The organism is Halomonas sp. McD50-4, from assembly GCF_022348135.1.
GTDB lineage: Bacteria > Pseudomonadota > Gammaproteobacteria > Pseudomonadales > Halomonadaceae > Vreelandella > Vreelandella piezotolerans.
The window spans coordinates 86,045-108,343 of the sequence record NZ_JAKRFG010000006.1 but is presented as its reverse complement, the minus strand read 5'-3'; the positions used below and the strand labels follow the sequence as shown (position 1 = coordinate 108,343).

At 59.4% G+C, this 22,299-nt stretch carries 25 protein-coding genes; 7 read left to right on the top strand and 18 right to left on the bottom strand.

The features are described 5' to 3' along the window. Nucleotides 1–8: 8 nt before the first annotated feature. The 3 genes from thiS to trmB are packed head-to-tail and all read left to right on the top strand — an operon-like array spanning nucleotide 9 to nucleotide 1,814. Nucleotides 9–230, top strand: coding sequence for a sulfur carrier protein ThiS (thiS, locus tag MHM85_RS09400; RefSeq protein WP_139526025.1), 222 nt, complete (start codon nucleotides 9–11; stop codon nucleotides 228–230). A gap of 27 nt (nucleotides 231–257) precedes the next feature. Then, nucleotides 258–1,052, top strand: coding sequence for a thiazole synthase (locus MHM85_RS09395; RefSeq protein ID WP_139526026.1), 795 nt, complete (start codon nucleotides 258–260; stop codon nucleotides 1,050–1,052). A 12-nt stretch (nucleotides 1,053–1,064) separates the two neighbouring features. Then, nucleotides 1,065–1,814, top strand: a complete 750-nt coding sequence (trmB, locus tag MHM85_RS09390; protein ID WP_139526027.1) for a tRNA (guanosine(46)-N7)-methyltransferase TrmB — start codon at nucleotides 1,065–1,067, stop codon at nucleotides 1,812–1,814. Between the two features lie 263 nt (nucleotides 1,815–2,077). On the opposite strand, the gene MHM85_RS09385 is transcribed toward trmB, so the two are convergent. Beyond that, a complete protein-coding gene (locus tag MHM85_RS09385; protein WP_139526028.1) occupies nucleotides 2,078–2,992 on the bottom strand; it encodes an AEC family transporter in 915 nt (304 codons plus the stop codon). Nucleotides 2,993–3,113: 121 nt separating this feature from the next. On the opposite strand from MHM85_RS09385, the gene MHM85_RS09380 reads away from it, so the two are divergent. Both MHM85_RS09380 and MHM85_RS09375 read left to right on the top strand, forming a co-directional pair. Then, nucleotides 3,114–3,617, top strand: coding sequence for a hypothetical protein (locus tag MHM85_RS09380; RefSeq protein WP_139526029.1), 504 nt, complete (start codon nucleotides 3,114–3,116; stop codon nucleotides 3,615–3,617). Nucleotides 3,618–3,620: 3 nt separating this feature from the next. Then, nucleotides 3,621–4,217, top strand: a complete 597-nt coding sequence (locus MHM85_RS09375; protein ID WP_139526030.1) for an SCO family protein — start codon at nucleotides 3,621–3,623, stop codon at nucleotides 4,215–4,217. Between the two features lie 37 nt (nucleotides 4,218–4,254). Here MHM85_RS09375 and MHM85_RS09370 read toward each other — a convergent pair whose 3' ends face one another. The 7 genes from MHM85_RS09370 to MHM85_RS09340 form a co-directional block, all read right to left on the bottom strand. Beyond that, nucleotides 4,255–5,316, bottom strand: a complete 1,062-nt coding sequence (locus tag MHM85_RS09370; RefSeq protein WP_239285820.1) for a PHB depolymerase family esterase — start codon at nucleotides 5,314–5,316, stop codon at nucleotides 4,255–4,257. A gap of 9 nt (nucleotides 5,317–5,325) precedes the next feature. Next, nucleotides 5,326–6,006: an FKBP-type peptidyl-prolyl cis-trans isomerase gene (locus MHM85_RS09365; RefSeq protein ID WP_139526032.1), complete on the bottom strand. Its 681-nt coding sequence runs from the start codon at nucleotides 6,004–6,006 to the stop codon at nucleotides 5,326–5,328. 148 nt (nucleotides 6,007–6,154) lie between these two features. Further along, on the bottom strand, nucleotides 6,155–6,598 hold the full coding sequence (locus tag MHM85_RS09360; RefSeq protein WP_139526033.1) for a universal stress protein: 444 nt from the start codon (nucleotides 6,596–6,598) through the stop codon (nucleotides 6,155–6,157). Nucleotides 6,599–6,619: 21 nt separating this feature from the next. Beyond that, nucleotides 6,620–7,903, bottom strand: coding sequence for a TRAP transporter large permease (locus tag MHM85_RS09355; protein WP_139526034.1), 1,284 nt, complete (start codon nucleotides 7,901–7,903; stop codon nucleotides 6,620–6,622). Nucleotides 7,904–7,931: 28 nt separating this feature from the next. Beyond that, nucleotides 7,932–8,510, bottom strand: a complete 579-nt coding sequence (locus MHM85_RS09350) for a TRAP transporter small permease (protein ID WP_139526035.1) — start codon at nucleotides 8,508–8,510, stop codon at nucleotides 7,932–7,934. Nucleotides 8,511–8,780: 270 nt separating this feature from the next. Continuing rightward, a complete protein-coding gene (gene dctP / locus MHM85_RS09345; protein ID WP_153843528.1) occupies nucleotides 8,781–9,830 on the bottom strand; it encodes a TRAP transporter substrate-binding protein DctP in 1,050 nt (349 codons plus the stop codon). 196 nt (nucleotides 9,831–10,026) lie between these two features. Then, nucleotides 10,027–10,599, bottom strand: a complete 573-nt coding sequence (locus MHM85_RS09340; RefSeq protein ID WP_153843529.1) for a TIGR02444 family protein — start codon at nucleotides 10,597–10,599, stop codon at nucleotides 10,027–10,029. Nucleotides 10,600–10,628: 29 nt separating this feature from the next. Here MHM85_RS09340 and MHM85_RS09335 point away from each other — a divergent pair, with 29 nt between their 5' ends. Further along, complete coding sequence (locus MHM85_RS09335) at nucleotides 10,629–12,575, top strand: ATP-binding cassette domain-containing protein (protein WP_153843530.1); 1,947 nt, start codon at nucleotides 10,629–10,631, stop codon at nucleotides 12,573–12,575. Between the two features lie 4 nt (nucleotides 12,576–12,579). On the opposite strand, the gene dtd is transcribed toward MHM85_RS09335, so the two are convergent. The 10 genes from dtd to MHM85_RS09285 all read right to left on the bottom strand — a co-directional run bounded on the left by dtd (nucleotide 12,580) and on the right by MHM85_RS09285 (nucleotide 21,341). Further along, the gene (dtd, locus tag MHM85_RS09330) at nucleotides 12,580–13,017 is read right to left on the bottom strand and encodes a D-aminoacyl-tRNA deacylase (protein ID WP_219862225.1); all 438 of its coding nucleotides are present in this window, start codon (nucleotides 13,015–13,017) and stop codon (nucleotides 12,580–12,582) included. A 94-nt stretch (nucleotides 13,018–13,111) separates the two neighbouring features. Next, nucleotides 13,112–13,693 carry a chalcone isomerase family protein gene (locus MHM85_RS09325; protein WP_219862226.1) on the bottom strand — a complete coding sequence of 194 codons (582 nt, stop codon included), beginning with the start codon at nucleotides 13,691–13,693 and terminating at the stop codon, nucleotides 13,112–13,114. A 104-nt stretch (nucleotides 13,694–13,797) separates the two neighbouring features. Then, nucleotides 13,798–14,643, bottom strand: a complete 846-nt coding sequence (locus MHM85_RS09320) for a universal stress protein (protein WP_239285781.1) — start codon at nucleotides 14,641–14,643, stop codon at nucleotides 13,798–13,800. A gap of 150 nt (nucleotides 14,644–14,793) precedes the next feature. After that, nucleotides 14,794–15,654, bottom strand: coding sequence for a bifunctional hydroxymethylpyrimidine kinase/phosphomethylpyrimidine kinase (gene thiD, locus MHM85_RS09315; protein ID WP_231125624.1), 861 nt, complete (start codon nucleotides 15,652–15,654; stop codon nucleotides 14,794–14,796). A 113-nt stretch (nucleotides 15,655–15,767) separates the two neighbouring features. After that, nucleotides 15,768–16,877 carry a TRAP transporter substrate-binding protein gene (locus MHM85_RS09310; protein WP_139526042.1) on the bottom strand — a complete coding sequence of 370 codons (1,110 nt, stop codon included), beginning with the start codon at nucleotides 16,875–16,877 and terminating at the stop codon, nucleotides 15,768–15,770. Between the two features lie 172 nt (nucleotides 16,878–17,049). Next, a complete protein-coding gene (locus MHM85_RS09305) occupies nucleotides 17,050–18,453 on the bottom strand; it encodes a TRAP transporter large permease subunit (RefSeq protein ID WP_219862230.1) in 1,404 nt (467 codons plus the stop codon). Further along, the gene (locus MHM85_RS09300; protein WP_219862232.1) at nucleotides 18,453–19,013 is read right to left on the bottom strand and encodes a TRAP transporter small permease subunit; all 561 of its coding nucleotides are present in this window, start codon (nucleotides 19,011–19,013) and stop codon (nucleotides 18,453–18,455) included. The genes MHM85_RS09305 and MHM85_RS09300 overlap by 1 nt, the downstream gene beginning before the upstream one ends. Before the next feature lie 96 nt (nucleotides 19,014–19,109). Then, entirely contained in the window at nucleotides 19,110–19,958 is an 849-nt protein-coding gene (locus MHM85_RS09295) for an endonuclease/exonuclease/phosphatase family protein (protein WP_139526045.1), read from the bottom strand. A 2-nt stretch (nucleotides 19,959–19,960) separates the two neighbouring features. Beyond that, nucleotides 19,961–20,593 carry a thiol:disulfide interchange protein DsbA/DsbL gene (locus MHM85_RS09290; RefSeq protein WP_219862234.1) on the bottom strand — a complete coding sequence of 211 codons (633 nt, stop codon included), beginning with the start codon at nucleotides 20,591–20,593 and terminating at the stop codon, nucleotides 19,961–19,963. Nucleotides 20,594–20,711: 118 nt separating this feature from the next. Beyond that, entirely contained in the window at nucleotides 20,712–21,341 is a 630-nt protein-coding gene (locus MHM85_RS09285; RefSeq protein ID WP_219862236.1) for a c-type cytochrome, read from the bottom strand. A 309-nt stretch (nucleotides 21,342–21,650) separates the two neighbouring features. On the opposite strand from MHM85_RS09285, the gene yihA reads away from it, so the two are divergent. Then, nucleotides 21,651–22,298: a ribosome biogenesis GTP-binding protein YihA/YsxC gene (yihA, locus tag MHM85_RS09280; protein WP_139526048.1), complete on the top strand. Its 648-nt coding sequence runs from the start codon at nucleotides 21,651–21,653 to the stop codon at nucleotides 22,296–22,298. Nucleotide 22,299 lies beyond the last annotated feature (1 nt).

The following is a 22,299-nucleotide window of genomic DNA, read 5'->3' as shown; positions in this document are numbered from 1 at the left end:
TATTGTTTATGTCTACCCCCCATGAGTCGATACAGCTTACGCTCAACGGCGAACCCTACGCCATGACTGCGGGCCTGACCGCTGCCGATTTGGTCGAGCAGCTGGGCCTGAGCGGGCGGCGGATCGCTGTCGAAATCAACGAACAGATCGTGCCCAAAAGCCAACTGGCCGCGACCCCGCTGGCCGCAGGCGACCAGATCGAAGTGGTCCACGCCATTGGCGGCGGCTAGCTGCCGATGCTTTTTCAAGGAATCGCTATGACGCAACTGACCGATACACCGTTCACCATTGCCGGACGTGATTTTCGCTCTCGCCTGCTCGTAGGCACCGGCAAATACAAAGACTTTACCGAAACCGGTGCTGCCATTGCCCAGAGCGGTGCCGAGATCGTCACCTTTGCCGTGCGCCGCACCAACCTTGGCCAAGATGCCGATGCCCCAAACCTACTGGACGTCATCTCGCCCAAGCAGTACACCCTGCTGCCCAATACCGCGGGCTGCTACAACGCCAAAGATGCCGTGCGTACCTGCCGCCTGGCCCGCGAACTGCTGGATGGCCACAATCTGGTGAAGCTGGAAGTGTTGGGCGATGATCATACTCTCTACCCCAACGTGGTCGAGACACTCAAAGCGGCAGAAACGCTGCTGGCCGACGGTTTCGACGTGATGGTGTACACCAGTGATGACCCGATCGTTGCACGCGAGCTGGAAGCCATGGGCTGCTGCGCCATCATGCCGCTGGGCTCACTGATTGGCTCGGGCCATGGCATTCAAAACCCACATAACGTGCGCCTGATCGTCGAGCAGAGCCGCGTGCCGGTGCTGGTGGATGCCGGCATTGGCACGGCGTCCGATGCGGCCATGGCCATGGAGCTTGGCTGCGACGGCGTGCTGCTCAACAGCGCCATCGCCCATGCACGCGACCCGCTGCGCATGGCCAACGCCATGAAGCTCGCCGTCGAGGCTGGCCGCGATGCGTTTTTGGCGGGCCGCATGCCGCGCCGCCAAAGCGCCGACCCCTCTTCGCCTTTTGCAGGCCGCATCAACGGCTGATACAGAGACACCATGACTGATACGAACGATACCGCGCCCGAGAGCAACACCACTGGCCCCGAAAGTGCCGACGCACCGCTGCACCGTCGCGGCATTAAAAGCTATGTGATTCGCGCCGGACGCATGACCCAGGCCCAAAGCCGCGGACTTGAAGAGGTATGGCCGCGCCTTGGGCTGACCATTGCCGATGGCCGCCAGGAGTTAGACGCCCTCTTCGGCCGCCAAGCCCCTCGCGTGGTGGAAATTGGCTTTGGCATGGGTAACTCGCTGATCGAGCAGGCCGAAACCCACCCGGATACCGACTTTATCGGTATCGAAGTGCACGCCCCTGGCGTTGGCAAACTGCTCGACGAAGCCGACAAACGCGGCCTGACCAACCTACGGGTTTACCGTGAAGACGCCCTGGCCGTGCTGGAGCAGTGCCTACCCGAAGGCTCGTTGACTACCTTGCAGCTCTTCTTCCCCGACCCGTGGCCGAAGAAGAAGCATCACAAACGGCGCATCGTCCAGCCCGCCTTCGTGGAGCTGATTCGCACGCGCCTCAAGCCCGGGGGCACGTTCCACATGGCCACCGACTGGGAAGCCTACGCCGAGTGGATGGCGGAAGTGATGGACGCCGCCCCTGGCTACGTCAACACCGCAACGCCCGAGACCGCACCTTACGTGCCGCGTCCGGCCTTCCGCCCGCTCACCAAGTTCGAAGCGCGCGGCGAAAAGCTCGGCCACGGCGTGTGGGACTTGATCTACCGCCGGGAAGCCTGACGTTCGATTGGCAGCAGGCCACGCGCGGCCCTGCGTCTGCCGCCGCGACGAACTCGTACAAAAGCCCTACCCATCAAAAAAAGAAAGCCGCTCCAAAGGAGCGGCAAAAGACCGTGACTAGCAATGAGAGGGAGAAACCATGACAGGAAACTGGCGGTTTCTGTCGTGGTTGCCAGCGTCTCATCAAACGCTGACCATCACAATATAATCATTCTCATTTACCCCGTCAACACAAATGCGAATACTTTTTATTTATTTTTAAATCAACTGATGAGCTGGAGCCACAACGGCAACGTCAGCATAGCGAGCAGCGTTTGTCCGGTAATGATGGCGGCCATCAATTCCGCATCGCCGCCAAGTTGACGGGCCAGAATATACGCCGAGGTTGCCGTGGGCAGGGCGGCAAACAGCAGTGCGACGTCTCGGCTGACGGGGTCGAGCCCCAGCAGCCAGGCTAACGACAGCACGAAAGCGGGCATGAGCAGCAGCTTGATCGTATTGGTCGCCATCACACCGCGGTCGAGGCGCAGCAGCGCCATGGGTCGAAGTGCCACCCCCACTGCCACTAGGCCCAGCGGCAGCGCTGCGCGGCCCAGCAACGAGACGGTTGCTTCGCTCCAACCTGGCAGACCAACACCGCTAAGGTTTAGCCCAATACCGGCCAGACACGCCAAAATAAGCGGATTTTTCGCCAATGCCAGTGCGCTCTTGCCCAGACTTGCCCTGCCTAGAGTGCCCGCCGCCACGAAACTGGCGACGCACATGACGTTTACCACGGGCACCATTAGCGCCACGGCTACCGCTGCCGTGGTGGCGCCTAGCGAACCATGCAGCGCGGCCGCTCCCGCCACGCCTACGTAGGTGTTGAAACGCACGGCGCCTTGAAACACGGAGGTAAACGCCGCCGGGCCGAGCCTTAACCAGCTACGTCCATGCCACAACAGCATGCCAAACAGCGCCATCGCTCCCAGCAGCGCCAGCGCCAATCGGCCGACGGGCACTTGGCTCACATCGGCCGTGGCCAGCGTGCCTACCAGCATGGCGGGGAACAGCACGAAATAGATCAGCCGCTCCATCTGCGCCCAAAAATCCATAGTAGGCCAGCGGGCATACCCTAAGCCTGCCCCCAATAAAATCAGTAAAAACAGGGGCCCTAGTGCCCCGGTAATGCTCTCCATTGTCATTCCTTATCAAGTGCGACATCCCAGCACAGAGACATCTGCAGGATAGCTGTTACCATGATTTGCATACCCTGACACAAATGACACGCCTTATGGCCTGCGTAGCGACTATTCTGCCATGAAGAATTTGCTTAAACCTGTCGAGGTGACGGGTTTTCCAGCGCTGAAAGTGCTTATTCTAGTGACGGGCATCGCGCTGGCCGCGTGCACGTGGTACGTCTTTGCTAACTGGCTGCGCGATGATCGCGATATCGTGTGGTTCACCCCCAATGGCGAATGCAACTTGCATAGAGCGCCCTGTTCGGCAACGCTGGGCGATAAAGGTGAACTGACACTGACCATCGATGCCGATGGGCGTATCGAGGCACTTGAAGTGCTGCCGCTGGATGTCGAGGTAGAGGGCGTTAGCCCTCGCCATGTGACGGTCGATTTCGTAGGTCGCGACATGGATATGGGTCTCAACCGCTTCGCCCTCACCGCCACCGCGCCGGGGCACTTCCACGGCCAGGGACAAGTGGGGGTGTGCACGCAAGCCGTGATGCCATGGCGGGCGCGAGTGATCTTGGAAACCCCGGACGGTAAGCTAGGCAGCTGGTTCGATTTCGATGTGACAAGGAGTTAGCGCATGGCAATTCGCAAGCCGCTTTGGCTAGGTATCGCCCTCATGGCTCTTCTGCTGGTCGTGGCAAGCGTTGGCCTGTACCAACTACGCGCAGGGGAGGATCCCGACGAACCAACAGGCGGGCCCATTGCCATGCCGTCGACGCAAGGCGATTTCTCCCTGGATCAGCTCGGCAACGACGAGATTGCCATCGTCTCTTTCGGCTATACCTACTGCCCCGATGTCTGCCCCATGAATCAGGCGGTCAAGCGCCAAGCGCTGGCACAATTGAGCGATGCCCAGCGTGAGCGAGTGGTGCCTGTCATGATTACCGTCGATCCAGAACGCGATACGCTGCCCCGCATGCGCGAGTACATGCAGTTTTTCGGCGAAGAGTTCATTGGTTTGGTGGGTAGCCAGGCGCAGCTCAACGAGGTGGCCGGGCGCTATGGTGTGATTTGGCGACGGGTCGAGGCGCCGGAGTCGGCCATGGCCTATACCATCGACCACAGCGCCTCGCTGTTTTTGGTCAACCGCGAGGGGAAGATACTGCAGCGGGTGCTCTACTCACCAACGCCCCATGGGTTGGTATCGGCGCTCGAGCGCGAACTAGGCAGTTAACGCTCTAAAACGGCTTGATGCGTTAGCGACACGGCGGCTATTCGGCCGTCGTCGCCTCCTCCGTCTGATCGGCTTGCAGCCGATCCAGCATGGCCATCAGCGCCTGTACTTGGGTGCCGTCTCGAGTATCGTGTAGCGGGTTGATCTGCCACGTGCTCTCCGCGAAACCCCACCAGTCCCAGCACGCTTGCGGATTGGCCATGCTGCTTTCGGCCTGTGGATACAGCACCACTTGGCCATGCGTCGCCGCCCAACGGTTCAAGCCGCTGTAGCGAACGAAGGTATCGCCGATGGTCTCTGCGTTCATCTGGCAACCGTGCAACGCTACGGTGACCGGACACCCCCCCAACTCACACGTCTCGGGCACGAACAGATAGCCTGTATCGGCCACCCCCTTCACCGCGAAATCAGATTGATCGAAGGCCAGCAGCTCGCCTTCGCTAGCGTTCGCCTCACGCTCGGGGTAGAGCCACGCCAGCATCTCCCCCGCGACGTCGTCGCCACAGGCCAACACGTGACTACCACCTCCATTATGGCAGTCACCTAGCGACTGCGGGTCGATAGGCGCATCTTTGGGCATCGCCACCGGCCAGCCGTGCCCGGTGTTTTCCCGTTGAACGAAGCGTAGCTGCTGCTCGGGGTCCGCCAGCCAGCGCTGCCACTGCTGCGCGAGCAGGTCGCCCAGCGCAGGCGAGACCGTCTCGTCCGACGTACCATGCCACACAAAAGCACGCAGCGAGCGCAGCGCCTCTTGGCTGCCGACTTGCTCCATCTCTGCGTAGCGCTGGCGACGCTGCTCCAGCTCGTCGAGCGACGGCAGGCCGCGCCGGGTCATCATGCACTGATTGAGAGCCGTACTCAAAGCCCCCTGCGCGCAGCCCCAAGGACCTGCTGCCAGTACGCCCAGTCCGCTAAAGCGCTCGGGCCAGGCCACCGCAAGCTGAGTGGCCATGTAGCCCCCCGCGGAGACGCCCACGACGCTTGCTTGATCGTTAGCCGCTGCCAGCGCTGGGAGCTCAATAGGTGCTTCCTGGGCCTGGGCAGCGCCGCTGCCCAACACAATAAGCGCCGCCATCCAGCGGCGCTGACGAGAGGCCATACCCATGGCTTATTCGATACCTAGCAGTTCGACGCGGAAAGTGAGCATTTCATTCGGACCAATCGGGCCCTGGCCGCGTTCGCCGTAGGCGAGATCCGCCGGGATGTAGAGCATCCAGCTGTCACCCACGCTCATCAGCTGCAGGGCTTCTTGCCAGCCCTCGATCACTTGGTTGACCTGGAAACTCACCGGCTCACCGCGCTCGAAGGAGCTATCGAACACGGTGCCGTCCAACAGCATGCCTTCGTAGTTCACTTCGACGGTATCTTCCGGGCCAGGCGTTGCACCATCTCCTGACTCGATGACTTCGTACTGCAGACCAGACTCGGTCACTTCGACCTCGTCACGCTCGGCGTTTTCGGCCAGGAAGTCTTGGCCCTCTTCCAGGTTCATCTGCGCCAACTCAGCGGCTTGCTGCTCGCGCGCTTCCATCGAGCGCTCTTGGAACGCCATCAGCGCTTCCATCATCTCCTCTTCGTTCATCGCTAGCTCGTTGCCATCAAAGACATCGCGCATACCGTCGGTGAACGCATCCAGATCGAGATCTTCGATGTCTGCCTGCATGCTTTCGCCCAGGGTCACGCCCAGGCTATACGCCAAGCGCTGCTCGTCGGTTTCCGGGGCAGCGGCGGCAAACGGTGCGACTAGCAGCAGGCCAGTGAGCGCGGTAGAAGAGAGTAGTGCTTTCATGGAAAAAACCTTATCCAGCGGCGCAGCGCGCCAAATATTTTGGGGTGCTTCAAAGACTAACACCCGCCGCCTCAGGCTGCATTACCTGAAACGGCGGGTGCTGCTCAGACCACACGATTGCGTAGAGGTTTAGCCGGTCGCCTTCACACTAGACCACCAGCGTGGGGCAATGAGCGGCACCGGCCACGCGTTGGGAAACGCTGCCCAGCAGCAAATTCTTTTCCCCATTGGTTCCCTGTGCGCCAATTACGATCAGGTCGCACTCCCGCTTACGAGCAAAGCGCACGATGGTACGGGAGGGACGTCCGCCTTTGACAAAAGCTCGCACGCGAACGCTATCGGCGCCCAGTTCGATGGCGTGGGATTTGGCGTGCACGGCAATCTCCGTTGCGTACTCCTTGAGCGCGTCATCGGGGATATCCAACCGGTTGGGGCGCACCATGGAAAGCGACGCCTCCAGCAGGCTGTGATGTTTGAACACACACAGTAGGTAGAGCTCTGCCCCGGTGAGCAGATGCAGACCAACGGCTTTTTCGAGCGCCTTGATGGCCCCCTTTGAGCCATCGACAGGGATCAAGATGCGATTGAACATCCGCGTTCTCCTTGTGACTGCTTAACGGAAGGCAACATCACGCAGGAACAGCGCAATTTGCGGGAACATGATCAACAGCGCCGCCGCCAGAATCAGCATGAAGATGAACGGTGGCGTGCCCTTGATCACCTCCCAATAGGGGCGTTTGAAGATCGCGATGGCGGTAAAGATATCGCAGCCAAAGGGTGGCGTGGCCGACCCAATCGCCACCTGCAGCGTAATCAGGATACCGACCAGTACGGGATCGAGCCCGGTGGCTGCAATCGCCGGGGCAAAGATCGGCGTCAATACCAGAATCACCACGATGGGGTCGACGAACATGCACGCCACGAAGAATGAAATACAGATGGCGATCAACACCCCCGTGGGTCCGGCCTCGTTGACCCCCACGGCTTCGAGGATCGCTTGGGGAATCTGCGCAAACGAAATGATCCAAGAGAAGCCATTGCCCACGGCCACCAGAATGAACACCACGGCGGTGATCAGGCCAGTAGACTTGGCGATGGTGTAGATATCGCGCATTTTCAGCGAGCGAAAGACGACGAACTCTAACAGCACCGCATACAGGACACAGGCGGCCGCCGCTTCGGTAGGACTGAAGATCCCGCCGTAAATGCCGCCCACGATGATCACTGGGAAGCCGAGCGGCCAGAGCGCTTTCTGAACGGCCGTGGCCCGCTCTTTCCAGCTTGAGCGCTCTTCGGTAGGCACGTCTTTTACGATGGCGTAAATGATGCAGTACGTGGAGAACATGAACAGGATAAGCAGGCCGGGACCAATACCGGCGATGAACAGCTCGCCAATCGAGGTGCCGGAAATGACCCCGTAAATGATCATGCCAATGCTGGGGGGAATCAAAAAGGCAATATCACTGGCATTGATGATCAGCGCCAGCGTAAAGGGATCGGAGTAGCCCGCTTTGAGCATCTTCGGACGCAGCGGCGAGCCTACCGCCACTACAGTGGCCTGGGTCGACCCCGACACGGCGCCGAACAGCGTACAAGAAGCCGCCGTGCTGACCGCCAACCCCCCTTTGATATGGCCAATGAAGGACATCACCATATCGATGAGGCGATTCGCAGACTGCCCTCGGGTCATGATGTCGGCGGCCAGAATGAACATCGGCACGGCGATTAGCGACGCCGGGCGTATGCCCGCCATCATCTGCTGAATCAGCGTATCCATTTGGCCGAAGCCGTTGAACATCATATAGAAGCCGATCACTGCCGCAGTGATCAGCGGGATCATCATTGGAAAGCCCAGCAGCAGCAGGGCAATCATGGTGACTACCATTATCGTCGTCATAGCGTTCCCCTAAGGTGCAATCCCTGCTTTACACTTCTGTTTCGGTGTCTTTATAGCCGTCTACCACCCCGGTAGAGAGGTAGACGTCTCGGGTGGTGAGATTCTTGATCGCGGTCAGTAGGTACTGAATCCCGGTGATCAAAAAGCCCATGGGCACCCAGACGTAGATGATCCATACCGGTAAGCCCAGCGACGGCAGTACGCGCCCTTTGCTATACAGGTCGAGGATGTACACGACGGAGTAGTAAAGCAGGAAGAACATCACCAGCGAGGTGAAAAACGCGATGCCGATCATTAGCACTTTGCGACCGCCCACCGGCAGCGCATCGTAAATCGCCGACATGCGAATATGGCGACCGTGGCGGGCAGCGTAGCCAATACCCGCAAAGGTGATCATGATGATCAGGATACGGTTCAGCTCGCCTGAGAACATGATGCTATTGCCGAACACGAAGCGGGCAACGACGTTGGTGACCGTATTCAGCGCCATTAGCAAAACCCCCATCGCCAGTATGACTGACTCGATTTTGCTAATTGCAGTGTCGATCACTCCTAGTACGCCGGGCAAACCCGAGCGGTAGTTCTTTTCGGACTCTTCTTCGGACATGGCCGTTCTCCTTTGAACGCAGCGTGGTCGCTTGCTCGATGGCGACGCGACCTTCCCATCACTGACACCGAACGGAGCAGGTTCGGCCTTGCTCATTTTGTAGCGTAATGGGTAATGACTCTTTTCGCTTCAACGCTGGATGGACGTAGATTTTTCTGTGTTCGCCCCCGCGAGCATGTGTTTTTTCGCTAGAGGGGTGGACAACAAAAAAGGGGCAGCGCTGGCTGCCCCTTGGCGACGTCATGTGATTAACGCAAGCGCGCTAACCGATTAGGACTCGCTTTCGACGGCTTCGAGGTCCGCTTTGAACTGCTCCAGCAGCTCGGCACCGCGCTCGCCCGTCATTTCGAGGAAGGCTTCCTCGACCTGCGGTGCGCGCTCGCGGAACGCTTGGATCTGTTCTTCGTTCAAGCGTGTCACGGTGACTTCGTCAGACGCTTCCTGGATTTTGGCCAGCGCTTCATCGGCTAGCCCTTTGATGTGCTCGATAGTGTGGTCGTAGGCCGCGTCCGAGGCGTTCTGGACCAGCTCTTTGTCTTCATCGGACAGGCCTTCGTAGAAGTCCTGGTTGGCCATCATCGCGGTGGTGAACCAACCGTGGCCAGTGAAAGTCAGGTGCGGAGACACTTCGTACAGACCGCCAGATTCGATCCAGAAGATCGGGTTTTCCTGACCATCGATGATGCCGGTCTGCAGGCCACCGTAGACTTCGCCCCACGGCAGCGGTGTCGGCGTCGCGCCAAAGGCGTCGTAGGTTTCCGACAGCAGCGGGTTGGTCATGGTGCGGATTTTCTTGTTATTCATGTCTTCCGGCGAGCTAATCGGCTCGTCGGTGGTGACCACCATTTCACCCTCGGGGTACATTTTTAGAAGCTCGAGACCCTGCTCGGCGTAAAGCTCCGGGAACATTTCATTGATGGCTTTACTCTCGTCGAAGAACGTTAGAACGGTCTCTTCGTCGGTCGGCAGCAGATACGGAATGAAGAAGATTTGCGCTTCTGGGATCAGCGCACCGGTAAAGCCAGGTGACTGATTGACGAACTGGAGGATGCCGTTTTGCGTCTGCTCCATGATGTCGTCGGACTCGCCCAGTTCACCAAAGCGGTAAACCTGTACGGTATGGTCGGAGTTATCTTCGATGTACTCCTTGAATGCGTAAGCGAAGACATCCTGCACGTCGCCTTCGTACTCTTCGTGTGCGTAACGCCAGTTATCTGCCTGAGCGGTCGCGCTCAAACCCAGCAGCAGTGCACCCACGCTTGCCGTGGTGAGCAACTTGGTGGTGACGGAACGAGTCGAAACTAATGTGCTTGCCTTCATGCAGAGTTCCCCTAGCAGTGGTAAGCGCGCCGTACGAGAGCGCAAGGATCTTAGTGTTTGTATATCCCGAGTCGCTCCACTTTTATTCAGCGTTTGTTCAGCCGCTAACACGCAGTAACGTCGTTCATTGCTGTGGGTTAGCGGACGATCGCCAGCGAAGCTAACACGGGTTATTCAAAAACAGCTTAATTTCAGGCTAGCGTGGTGATTCACAGCGGTCAAGCTGGCTTGCCAAGGCAAAAAGGGCCGCTCTCGTCCTCTCGCGCCCGCGTGGCGCGCGACACAAATCGTTGTCAAGCGGTGTCGAAAACAGCGTATCTTGCAGCCACTGTGCAACATTATGCTGGCTTATGTCGCTTTTTGTTAAGCGCGCGTCCGCGTCTGATGAGCCGAGCGCCCACTGCTGCCAACGTTGAAGGTTTTCACGCTCTGCCTGCAGCTCGGCACTCTGCAGCGTGGCACGCAACGCTTTGACGGCCTCGTTGTGGGCGGCTTCGGGTTTCAATCGGCGGCGAAGCGTTCGTAGCGTCGCCGTCACCTGCTGCTGCCAAGCCATGCGCTCGGCGCGTATGGTAGCGAGCGGGCCTGGCGAGGCCGCCAGACCCTGCTGATAGAGCCAGCAATGGAACAGCAGCTCACACACATCCACACCAGCCTCATCCTGCAACGTGAGGCAGGCCTGCTCGACGCCGGGCCTGGCATAGAGCGCCAAAGCAAAATCCCACAGCGGCCTCTGCTGCAAGCGCTGCAATCGGTTAGAATCGCGCATTGATTTACCCACTTTTTTCGGGAGAAAACATGATCGCACTGCGCCAAGTCGCCCTGCAACGGGGTACGCAAACGCTCCTAGAAAACGCCGATCTAACACTCCATAACGGGGTCAAGGCCGGCATCATTGGAGCCAACGGTGCCGGTAAGTCGAGTCTGTTTAAACTCCTGTTAGGTGAACTGGGCCCTGATCAGGGTGACGTCGAAATGAGCGGTGGCCAGCGGATCGCCCACATGGCCCAGGAAGTGGAGGCGCTGGACCGCCCCATCGTGGAATACGTGCTGGATGGCGATCACGCATTGCGCAAGGCGCAAGCCGATTTGCTCGCCGCTCGGGAAGCGGGCGACGCCCATCGCGAAGCGGAGCTACACGGGCTGATCGAAACGCTGGATGGCTACACCGCCGAATCCCGCGCGGCCCAGCTACTGGTGGGGCTGGGCTTCGTCCAGTCGGACCTGATGCGCCCGCTTTCAGATTTTTCCGGCGGCTGGCGAATGCGGGTCAATCTTGCCCGTACGCTGTTCATGCCTTCCGACTTGCTGCTGCTCGATGAGCCGACCAATCACCTGGATCTGGACGCCCTGCTGTGGCTAGAGCAGTGGCTCACCCGCTACCCCGGCACGCTGCTGCTGATCTCTCACGACCGGGACTTTCTGGATGCCGTGTGCGACCACATCGTCCACATGCATCATCAAACGCTGGAACTCTATCGGGGCAACTACTCTCGATTCGAGCGCACACGGGCGGAGAAGCTCGCCCTGCAGCAGGCCGAAGCGGCCAAACAGCAGGCGCGCCGCGAAGAGATCGAGCGTTTTATCGCTCGCTTCAAGGCCAAGGCCACTAAGGCGCGTCAGGCGCAGAGCCGCGTCAAGATGCTGGAGCGCATGGAAGATATCGCCATGGCCCACGTGGACTCTCCCTTTCACTTCACCCTGCCCGCGGCAGATAAGACCTCTCACCCGCTGCTGGTGCTGGATCAAGCCACGCTAGGCTACCGCAGCCAGGCGGGCGACGTCGCACAGCTCGACAAGGTGAACATTACGCTGCTTCCCGGCAGCCGGATCGGCCTGCTGGGACCCAACGGCGCGGGTAAATCCACCCTGATCAAGTCGCTCACCGGCGAACTGGCGCTGCTCGACGGCAAGCGCGTGCCCGGCGAGCACCTAGCGATTGGCTACTTTGCTCAGCATCAGCTGGAGGGGCTGGACGTGACCACGACGCCGTTCGTCCACGTGCAGCGGCTCTCGCCCACCGCCAGCGATCAAGAGATTCGCAATTTTCTAGGCGGCTTTGGTTTCAAGGGCGACGACGCCTTCGGGGAAGTCGCCACCTTCTCGGGCGGTGAGAAAGCGCGGCTGGCACTGGCGCTGGTCGCTTGGCAAAAACCCAATCTGCTGCTGCTGGACGAGCCGACCAACCACCTGGATTTGGAAATGCGCGAGGCGCTCACGGAAGCGCTGGCAGGCTTCGAGGGCACGGTCATTTTGGTCTCCCACGACCGTCACCTACTGCGCGCCACGGTCGATGAGTTTTGGCGGGTCGCCGACCACCGGGTCGAGCCCTTCGACGGTGACTTGGAGGATTACCGGGCTTGGCTCAAGGCGCGGTTGGAAGAGAACCGCCGCGACGCCCGTAGTGAAAAGAGCGAACGCCAGAGCCAACAGCCCAGCGGCGACCGTAAAGCCGCCCGCAAAGCAGCGGCCGAGCTGCGCGAAAAGCTGCGCCCTCTGAAAAAAGAGCGCGACAAGGCGGAAAAGGCCATGGAAAGAGCGCAGCACTCGCTAGAGGAGGTCGAGGCCATACTCGCCGACCCTGAGCTCTACACTGACGGCGCCCGCAAAGCGGAGCTGACCGATGCGCTGGCCAAGCAGGCAACGATCAAAGCGCAGCTAGACGACGCCGAGCAGGCGTGGCTCGCCGCCGAAGAGGCACTGGAAGCCATGGAAGCCGAATTGCTCGCCAGTGAGAGTGCCTAGAGCGCTAGCTCTCCAGCAGAAACGTGACCGGGCCATCGTTCGTCAGCGCAACCTGCATGTCCGCGCCAAACTGGCCAGTCGCCACCTGGGGCCAAGCAGCGCGCGCTCGATCGACGAGGTAATGAAACAGCCGCTGCCCCTCCTCGGGCGGCGCGGCGCTGGAAAAACTGGGGCGCAGCCCCTTGTGCGTGTCGGCCGCAAGCGTGAACTGCGACACCAGCAGCAAGCCTCCTTGGGCCTGCTGCAAGTTGTGATTCATCTTGCCCGCGTCGTCGCTGAACACGCGGTAATGCAGCAGCTTGTGCAGCAGTTTATCGGCCTCCGCCTCGCTGTCGCCTTTCTCGACACCTATCAGTGCCAGCAACCCGTGGTCGATCGCACCGATGGTGCTGCCATCCACCGTGACGCTGGCGTGTTTGACCCGCTGAATCAGTGCTTTCACGCTTACCCCTTTGTCCGTTCATTGGCGCTGTCGAAGAGGGCGAGTGTAAACTGAGGCGAGGGCTGGCCCAAGCGAGATGGTGCGTGGTCAGCCGCTATCCGTCCACGCCCAGTAGCGCGTCGCGAAACTCTTCACCCAGCGGGCGCTCGCCCAGCCAAATGCCGAACATCGCGCTGGCAAACTCGGCGCTGCTATCCTCGTAGAGCGTCTCACCGTTGAGGGCAAGGCGTAACTGCTCACCGTCCCAGCTCAACAGGTACCGATCACCGGGTACCACATCCCGGTACCGTTGATTCAACTGCGCCATGTTCTCTTTCACCTGATTGAACTCGTAAAGCGTCAACGAATCGTCGAGCGTTTTCTCTGTCGCCTCGGCAAAGTCGTCGGCAGCAATCTCATGAAAGTAGGCAAGTTCCAAACGGCGGGGTACATCGCTTAACGGCTGAGGCTCGCGCTCCCCTTCCAACTGATAATACGCCCCCGCATAAGCGGTCCATATCATGTAACGAAATACGCCGCTTCCCAGCAGCACATAGCGCTGGCCATTCTCTTCCACCACACGGTCGAAGCGTTCGCCCCGCTCGGTCACGCTTTCGGCTTGGGCGCTATTGACCGCCACGGTGGTTCCTATGAGCAAACAGGTCGACAGTAGGGCTGTCACAAGGCGTGGTTGCACGGTGTCCTCCTCCCGTATTGGCTTGGCTGGCTTCACGTATAGCTATACATACCCACCAGGACAATAAAGGTTCCGTACAGCCATGCTCGAAACGGCACTACCGGCTACCAAGGTCGACACACCATCACGTCGCAGTGGGGTTCGCTCAGCAACATGTCGGTGAGCGGGTTGGGTTGATGCGGTCGGCAGCGGCTACCCAACATGACCAAGTCTGGCGAGTGGCGCTTGATATAGTCGTGCAGCACGTCGCAGGGCTGGCCCGGTTCCAGTACCAGCTCGATATCGGGTATGCCGTCTAGTTCGCGCATGAGGCTTTCGACCTCGTTGTCCAGCGCTTCTCGTAGGCGGGCGACCTCATGATCACGCCAATGGGCATAAAATGCCTGGTTACCCAGCTCTCGCTCACCGGGCAGGTTCCACGCGTGCAGCAGCGTGAGCTGAGCGTCGGGAAAGCGGATCAGTGCCTCTTTTAGCGTTTGTCGAGCGGTGAGAGAGAAGTCGATCGGCACCACGATATGCTGCCACGGCTGCGTCGGTCGGTATGACGCTACCACCACGGGGCAAGGGGTACTGCGCAGAATACGCATCAAGGTCGTGCCAAAGAGTAAATCTTTCTCACCCCGCTTACGGTGCATGCCAAGCACGATTAGCGATGCATGACGCTCATGGGCTTCGCGAACGATCTCCACATGGGCATCGCCCACCACCGTTTGAATCATCAGCGAAGGGAGTTCGAGCGCGTAATCCTCACGAAGATCGGTGAGCGTCGCGCTAATGTCATCGCTGACCGCGCGCTCCAGGTCGTGAAGCATCCGATGGGGAAGGTAGGGGTCGAGCACGTGGAGCACGTCCAACTGCGCGCCCTGCTGATGGGCAAGTCGCAGCGCACGGGCAAAGGCCGCGCGATTTTCCTGTGACAGGTCAGTGGCAAATAGCAGCGTGCGAGACATGGCTAGCTCCTTGGCCGAATGGCTCAGCCTGATAGGCAAACAAACGGGCACCCTTCAGCATGGTGCCCGCTGCCCTATCTCGCAAGGAGACTCTGCGCCGCCTTTTCCCCTCGATCCGACGTTTATTCTGCGTGGCGCTCGCCTAACGGCCTACCACCACGCATGGAAGTGGTGTACCGGACCACGCCCTTTGCCAACGGTTAAACGGTGGCTGGCCGCCAGTGCGCTATGCAGCCACTGCTTTGCCTCGGTAATGGCCTGCTCTGGCGCATCCTCTTCAGCCGCGTCAGGCAGCTTTGCCAGGCAGGCAGCAATGGCAGAAGAGAGCGCGCAGCCCGTGCCATGAAGATTCTCAGTAGCAATGCGGGAAGCCGGTAGCCACTGCTGTCCGCTGGGAGTGGCCAGCAAGTCGGGGCAGGTATCGCCACGCAAATGGCCGCCCTTTAGCACCACAAAGGGCGCGCCAAGGGCCACCAGCTTAGGCAGCAGCGCTTCCATTTCGTCCAAACTGGTGGGCGCAGGTGCGTCCAGCAGCACGGCCGCTTCCGGTAGGTTGGGGGTAATCACGTCAGCGAGCGGCACCAGCACTTCCCGCACGGCACGAATGCCCGCGTTATCGACCAGGATATCGCCGCTCTTCGCTACCATCACCGGGTCGAGCACGATCCAGCGCGGACGCCGTTGGCGTAGTACGTCTGCAATGACTTCCGCCACGTCACGACTTGCCACCATGCCGATTTTCACTGCATCGATAGTCACATCGTTCAACAGATGCTCGAGCTGCTCACGGATCGCTTGGGGCGATACAGGGTACACCGAGGCGACGCCACAGGTGTTCTGGGCAATCACCGCCGTGATCACGTTCGTGCCATAAACGCCAAGGGAGGAAAATGTCTTGAGATCGCCCTGCAGACCGGCACCTCCAGAGGGGTCGGAGCCAGCGATGGTCAATACATTACGCAAGCGAGCGTCGGCAGGTCGTGAAGGCGTGAGCATAGCGGGCGTGGACATGGGGCTCCTTACCAAGCAGAACAGTATCTGCATAGGATACTCAAGCCGCCGCACTTACGCTGCCTTAATCTCACGAAAAGGCCGCCCGAGGGCGGCCTTGTGGAGGCATGGCGTTACTGGGTGGTATCGCCGTCCGGGTTGCGGGCGTTGTAATACGCCTGCTCGGAAATCGCGTGGTAATCCTCGACCTTGTCCTGGAACTCGCGATAAGAGTCATAGATGCGGGTCGCCAGCTCGCTGGATGCAGCCAGCTCACCCACTACGTCGGCTGAGTGTTCGCGAGCCTGGGCCAGCACGTCGTCAGGGATGCGGCGCAGTTCGACATCGTGCTCGTTGACCAGGGTTTCCAAGGCGTCGTTGTTTCGGGCGGTGTACTCATCCAGAACGCTTTGGTTGATGTCGCTGATGGCAGTGCGCAGAATCGCCTGAAGGTCGGCGGGCAGTTCCGCCCATGCCTCTTCATTCACGATGGCTTCGAACATCACCGTCGGCTCATGCCAGCCTGGGTAATAGTAGTAATCAGCGGCTTGGTGCAAACCAAAGGCGAGATCGTTGTAGGGGCCGATCCACTCGGTGGCGTCGATGGCACCGGACTGTAGCGACGTGAAGATTTCACCGCCGGGCATGTTAACGATGGCCACGCCCATGCGGCTCATCACTTCGCCCCCCAGACCCGGCATGCGCATTTTCAAGCCTTCCAGGTCGTCTACCGAGTTGATCTCTTTGTTGTACCAGCCGCCCATCTGAACACCGGAGGCCCCTGCGACCAACACATCGACGCCGAAATCATCATAAAGCTCGTTCCACAGCTCCATACCACCGCCGTAGCTGAGCCAAGCATTCATTTCCTGAGCGTTCATGCCAAACGGTACGGCAGCAAAGAACTGGGCCGCTGGCGCTTTGCCTTTCCAGTAATAGGAGGCGGAGTGGCCCAGCTCGGCGGTGCCGTCTGCCACCGCATCGAACACCTCGAAGCCTGGCACGAGCTGACCTGCTCCGAAGACTTCGATGGTCAACCGGCCATCGGACATCTCCTCGACGAGCTGGGAGAGCCGCTCAGGGCCTTGGCCCACACCGGGGAAGTTTTTCGGCCAGGAAGTGACCATTTTCCAGCGAAAATTCTCTTGTGCCTGGGCCTGGTTATCGAAGCTGGATACGACCAGCAGACTGGCAGAAAGAGCGGTCGTCATGGCAATGGCGACAGGCAGTGCTTTGGCTTTCATGCGTTAACCCTCTTGCTTGTTTTATTGCTGTTATGGGTAGGGAATACCCCGCTTGGCGTGTGCCACCAAGCGGGTTGTTACAAGCCATTGTGTGTCTGCAGCTTGGCTGCTTTTAGTGAAGGTTGCCACTCTCTTGCGTTGATAGCAGCGTTATTTTTCAACTAAGTGCGTCTTAGAACTGTGTCGGCAGCCAGGTCGCCAACTGCGGGAAGAACGTCAGCAACAGCAGCATTCCTAACTGCATCAGGATGAACGGCACCACGCCACGGTAGATGGCCGAGGTGGGCACCGACGGTGGCGCCACGCCGCGCAGATAAAACAGCGCGAAACCGAACGGAGGCGTCAGGAAGGAGGTCTGCAGGTTGATGGCGATCATGATGCCCAACCAAATCGGGTCGAGTCCCATCGCCAGCAGGATCGGACCGACGATTGGCACCACCACGAAGGTGATTTCGATGAAGTCGAGAATGAAGCCAAGCAGGAAGATCACCAGCATGACGATGATCGTGGCTCCAATCACGCCCCCTGGCATGCTCTCGAACAGCTCGGTGACCATGTGCTCACCGCCATAGGCGCGGAAAACCAGCGAAAACAGTGCCGCGCCGATCAGAATCAGGAACACCATCGTGGTGACATGGGTGGTCGAACGCAGCACGTCTTTGAGGGTTGCCCAATCCAGTTGACGATAAGCCAATGCCAGCACTAAGGCACCAAAGGCACCCACCGCCGATGCCTCAGTGGGCGTTGCAAAACCACTCAGGATAGAACCCAGTACGGCGACGATCAGCACCACTGGCGGCACCAGGCCTTTGAGTAGCAGGATGCCCAAGCCCGAGGTGTGGCCAAGCTCGGCCATCAGCTCTTCGCGGTCTGCCGCTGGCGCCATGCTGGGACGGAAAAACGCCACCAAGCCCACGTAGATCATGTACATGACGACGAGAATCAACCCTGGCACGAGCGCCCCCATGAACAGGTCGCCCACGGACACCGTTTTCGGGCTGAAGATGCCCATGTCGAGCTGGGCCTGCTGATACGCAGACGACAAGACATCGCCTAGCAGTACCAGGGCAATGGAGGGCGGAATGATCTGCCCCAGCGTGCCGGTAGCGCAAATGGTGCCCGTGGCCAGCGACGTACTGTAGCCACGCTTGAGCATGGTGGGCAGCGACATCAACCCCATGGTGACCACGGTTGCCCCTACGATGCCGGTAGAAGCGGCCATTAGCATGCCCACCAGCGTGACCGAAATCCCCAGGCCGCCACGCATGGAGCCGAAGAGCAGCGCCATGGCATCCAGCAGCGTTTCGGCGACTTTGGACTTCTCCAGCAGCACGCCCATCAAGACGAATAGCGGTACCGCCAAGAGCGTCTGATTGGTCATGATGCCGTAAAGACGATTGGGTAGCGCGGCTAGATAGCCGCTATCGAAGTTGGCGTCGATGCCAATGGCTTCCAGCCCCAGACCCATGCCTGCAAACAGCAGCGCAGTGCCCGCCAGCGACAGAGCCACGGGAAAGCCGAACATCAATACGACGCAGATGGCGGCAAACAGAATAAGCGGCATAAATTCGAGCATCAAACACGCTCCTCGAGGTGATTGTCATCGGCAGTTGGCGGCGTCATTCGACCGGTGAAGACATAGCCATTGCGCACGACTTCGATCAGCCCTTGAAGGATCATCAAGAACGCAAACACCGGAATCAGCGTCTTCAGTGCAAATACGGCGGGTATGCCACCGTAATCCGAGGAGGTTTCCATGATGCGCCAAGAGTTCGCCACATAACCATAGCTGGACGCGATGACGAACAGCATCACCGGAATCATCAGCAACAGAATACCCACTATATTCACCAGCGCCTGTCGGCGAGGGGTCATCCCACGATAGAAAATATCGACGCGGACATGGCCATCGTGGCGAAAGGTATAGGCAGCAGCGAGCATGAAGACGCTAGCATGCATGTACATCACCAGCTCTTGCATGAAGATACTATTGATACTGAACATATAGCGAAGCAGAACAATCGCGAACTGAATCAACATCATGATGATGATCAGCCACGCAAGGGTACGCCCGAACCACTCCGAAGCGCGGTCCAGCGCACCGATAAACGCAGGTAGTTGTGTTGTGTCCGACATGGAAGTGTCTCGCGTAAAACGGCTAAGGGGAGTCAGCGCCCCAGACAATAGCGCATATACGCAGACAATGCAGCGCCCCAAAGACGCTCTTACGGCTTATTGTTCAACGTTCGCGCTGATAGACGAGAGACACGCCGCTGGCAGCGGCAGATCCACCGCGATCGGCAGATGGTCGGAAAAGAGATGATCCAGTACGCGCACCTCGGCGGCTTCCAGCGTTTGCGACAGCAAAATATGATCCAACGCGCGGCGCGGTTGCCAGGAAGGGTAGCTGAGTAGCGGTTTGACAGGGTGCAGCGGTAGTGAGGTGCTAAACCGCTCGTGGGCATGAAGCTGATCGGGCGTGCAGTTCAAGTCACCCATGACCACCACGTGTCGCAGCGGTTCGATGATATCGCTAAGGTAGTCGAGTTGGCGCACTCGGCCTCGGTGGCTAAGCGCCAAATGGGCGACGAAGATATGCAGCGCATCTGGGCCTTCGCCGTAACGCACGTGAATCGCGCCGCGGCCGGGCAACATGCCGGGCAGCCGATGCTCTTCGATGTGGCTAGGGGTCAAACGAGAAAGCAGGCCGTTGCTGTGCTGGGCAAACTGCCCCAAATTGCGGTTGAGTTGTTGAAAGTAGTGCGGAAACTTCGCCTGGGCTGCCAAGTACTCCACCTGATTGACCCGGCTGGAGCGAAAGCTGCCGCCATCGACTTCCTGAAGCCCTACCACGTCGAACTGCTCCAACACGCTGCCCACTAGCGCCAACCGCTTGATACGCTGGGGGTTGGGCAGCACATGCTGCCAACTCCGCGTGAGGTAGTGGTGGTAGGCAGAGGTTTGAATACCTACCTGTAAGTTGAAGGTCAGCAGCCGAAGATGGCCGCGTTCCAACAGCGCGGAGGAGGGAAGCGCTCCGGGCGAGCGAGTTGGCCCGCCCGTGTGACCGTGCTCAAGCACCGTTATTGCGCACGCTCGCTGCGAACTTTGTCGATCAGCGCATCGGCGATTTGTGGCATGTTTTCCAAGCTGCCAGCCGACTGGGGCGATACCACGTAGCGGCCATCCACGATCAGTGCTGGCACACCCATGAGACGCATGTCACGCATACGACTGTTGGCCTTGTTGACCTCGCTACGCACGCTGAACGCGGTCAACGCTTTTTGGGCTTCTTCTTCGCTCACGCCGTAATCAGAGAAGAAGTCGGCGATGTCGTCTGCTTCGGTCAACGAACGACCGTCTTGGTGAATGGCGTCGAAGAAGTCCTGGTGCAGGTCTTCTTCGATTCCTAACGACTGGGCAGCATAGAAAGCCGTCGCATGGGTATTCCAGTCACCGCCCATGGTAGCAGGCATTTTCACGATGCTTACGTCATCGTCCAGCGTTTCGTACCACTCATTCACGGACGTTTGCAGCCGGTAGCAGTGCGGGCAGCCAAACCAGAACGCTTCGGTCACTTCGATCTGATCATCGTCTACCTGGGTCGCCACCGGCGACTCCAGCAGCGTGTAGTGTTGGCCTTCGACCAGTTCTTGAGCGCTTACCGCTGCAGACAAGCCCAGACCGGCCAGTGCGACCATTAACGTTTTCAACATAGCGAGAACTCTCCAAAAAAGCAGGCCAACAAAAAGTGTGGCTATGACCCCTGGCGGGTCAGGCAGGTTCCCCATCCGGCGGATATTTCACAGGACAGGGAAACCGGCGGAGGGGAAATTAGTTCAAGCCCAGCACGTAGTTGGCGACGGCTTCCATGTCTTGGTCGCTCATCTTGGAAGCGATATCGCCCATGATGTTGTTCGGGCTATTGGCGCGCTCACCGGAGGCAAAGTCTTGCAGCGTGGAGACGGTGTACTCCGCATGCTGGCCTGACAGCGCCGGATAGACCGCACTGCCGATGCCGACACCCGTGGGCGTATGACAGGCGCTACAGGCGGGAATGCCTTTGGACATATCGCCTGCGCGGTACAGCTCTTCACCGCGGGCCAGCAACTCAGCGTCTTCATCGCTGGTTTGACCGAGGTTAGCCTCTTGGCCTGCAAAGTGGGCAGCGACGTCCCAAGCATCTTGGTCTGAGTAGTCATCGACCAAACCGGCCATCTGAGCAACGACACGGTTGCCGTCACGAATGTCCATGATCTGTTTGGCCAGATAGGACATCTGCTGTCCTGCCAGGTTGGGGAAGGTACCCACTGCGCTAATGCCCTGCTGGCCATGACAGGCGGCACAGGTTTGCGCAAGTTCGCGACCCGCCGCTGCATCAGCGTCGGCTTGAAGGTCCGTTTGGGCGTGGGTGGTGCCAACGGCACCCATGGTAATTGCCAGGCTTGCCAGTAACTTTCTCATTGCTATTCCACTATGCCGTTTGATTATTGACTGGTACGCACCCTGGGCGCTGCCCAGGTTCAGCACATTACCAGGGTCAGCTCCGCCAAAACGAACAACATATCGCGTTGGTCGCTGCTGGCTAGAGCGCGATGGTACACTAGCGCCCCAGGTCGCAGTTATAAACCGCTTGCATTATAACGAATCACCCTAGCGGCGGGAATGCAAGTCCAGGTCTGCTTTTGGGGTAATTCGTCGCGGTACCGCCCTCGCTCACTCGAGAGTGCTCGGGCAGGCCGTGTCATACGTTTGTTTTTCAGGATGAACTCCATGTCTACCCCTCATGATAGCCCAGTCCCTCGGCTAAACTACCCCACTGCGCGCTTTATGATCAGCGCGCCGACCCTGGCGCTATGCCCAGACGATACGGGGGCAGAAGTGGCCTTTGCCGGGCGCTCCAATGCCGGTAAATCCAGCGCTATCAATGCGCTTACCCGGCAAAACGCGCTAGCGCGCACCTCGCGAACACCCGGCCGCACCCAGCTCATCAACTTCTTCACCGTGATGAACGATACGTCGCGTCGCTTGGTGGACTTGCCCGGCTACGGCTACGCCAAAGTACCGGAAGCGGTCAAGCTCGAGTGGCAGCAGCACTTGTCCGACTATCTGCGCGGCCGTTTTAGCCTGCGCGGCCTCGTACTGCTCATGGACGTTCGCCATCCGCTGACCGAATTCGACCAAATGATGCTCGATTATGCCGACCAGCGCGGCATGCCGGTGCACATCCTGCTAACCAAGGCCGACAAACTGAAACGCGGCCCGGCCAGCGCCGCCCTCCAAAAGGTGCGCTCTCGCTTGAGGGAGTGGGAAGATTTGGTATCGGTCCAGCTCTTCTCGTCGCTGAAGCGTGACGGCGTCGACATGCTCTCCCAAAAGCTCGACCAGTGGCTCTACACCCCTGAAGACGCCAACGAGTAAC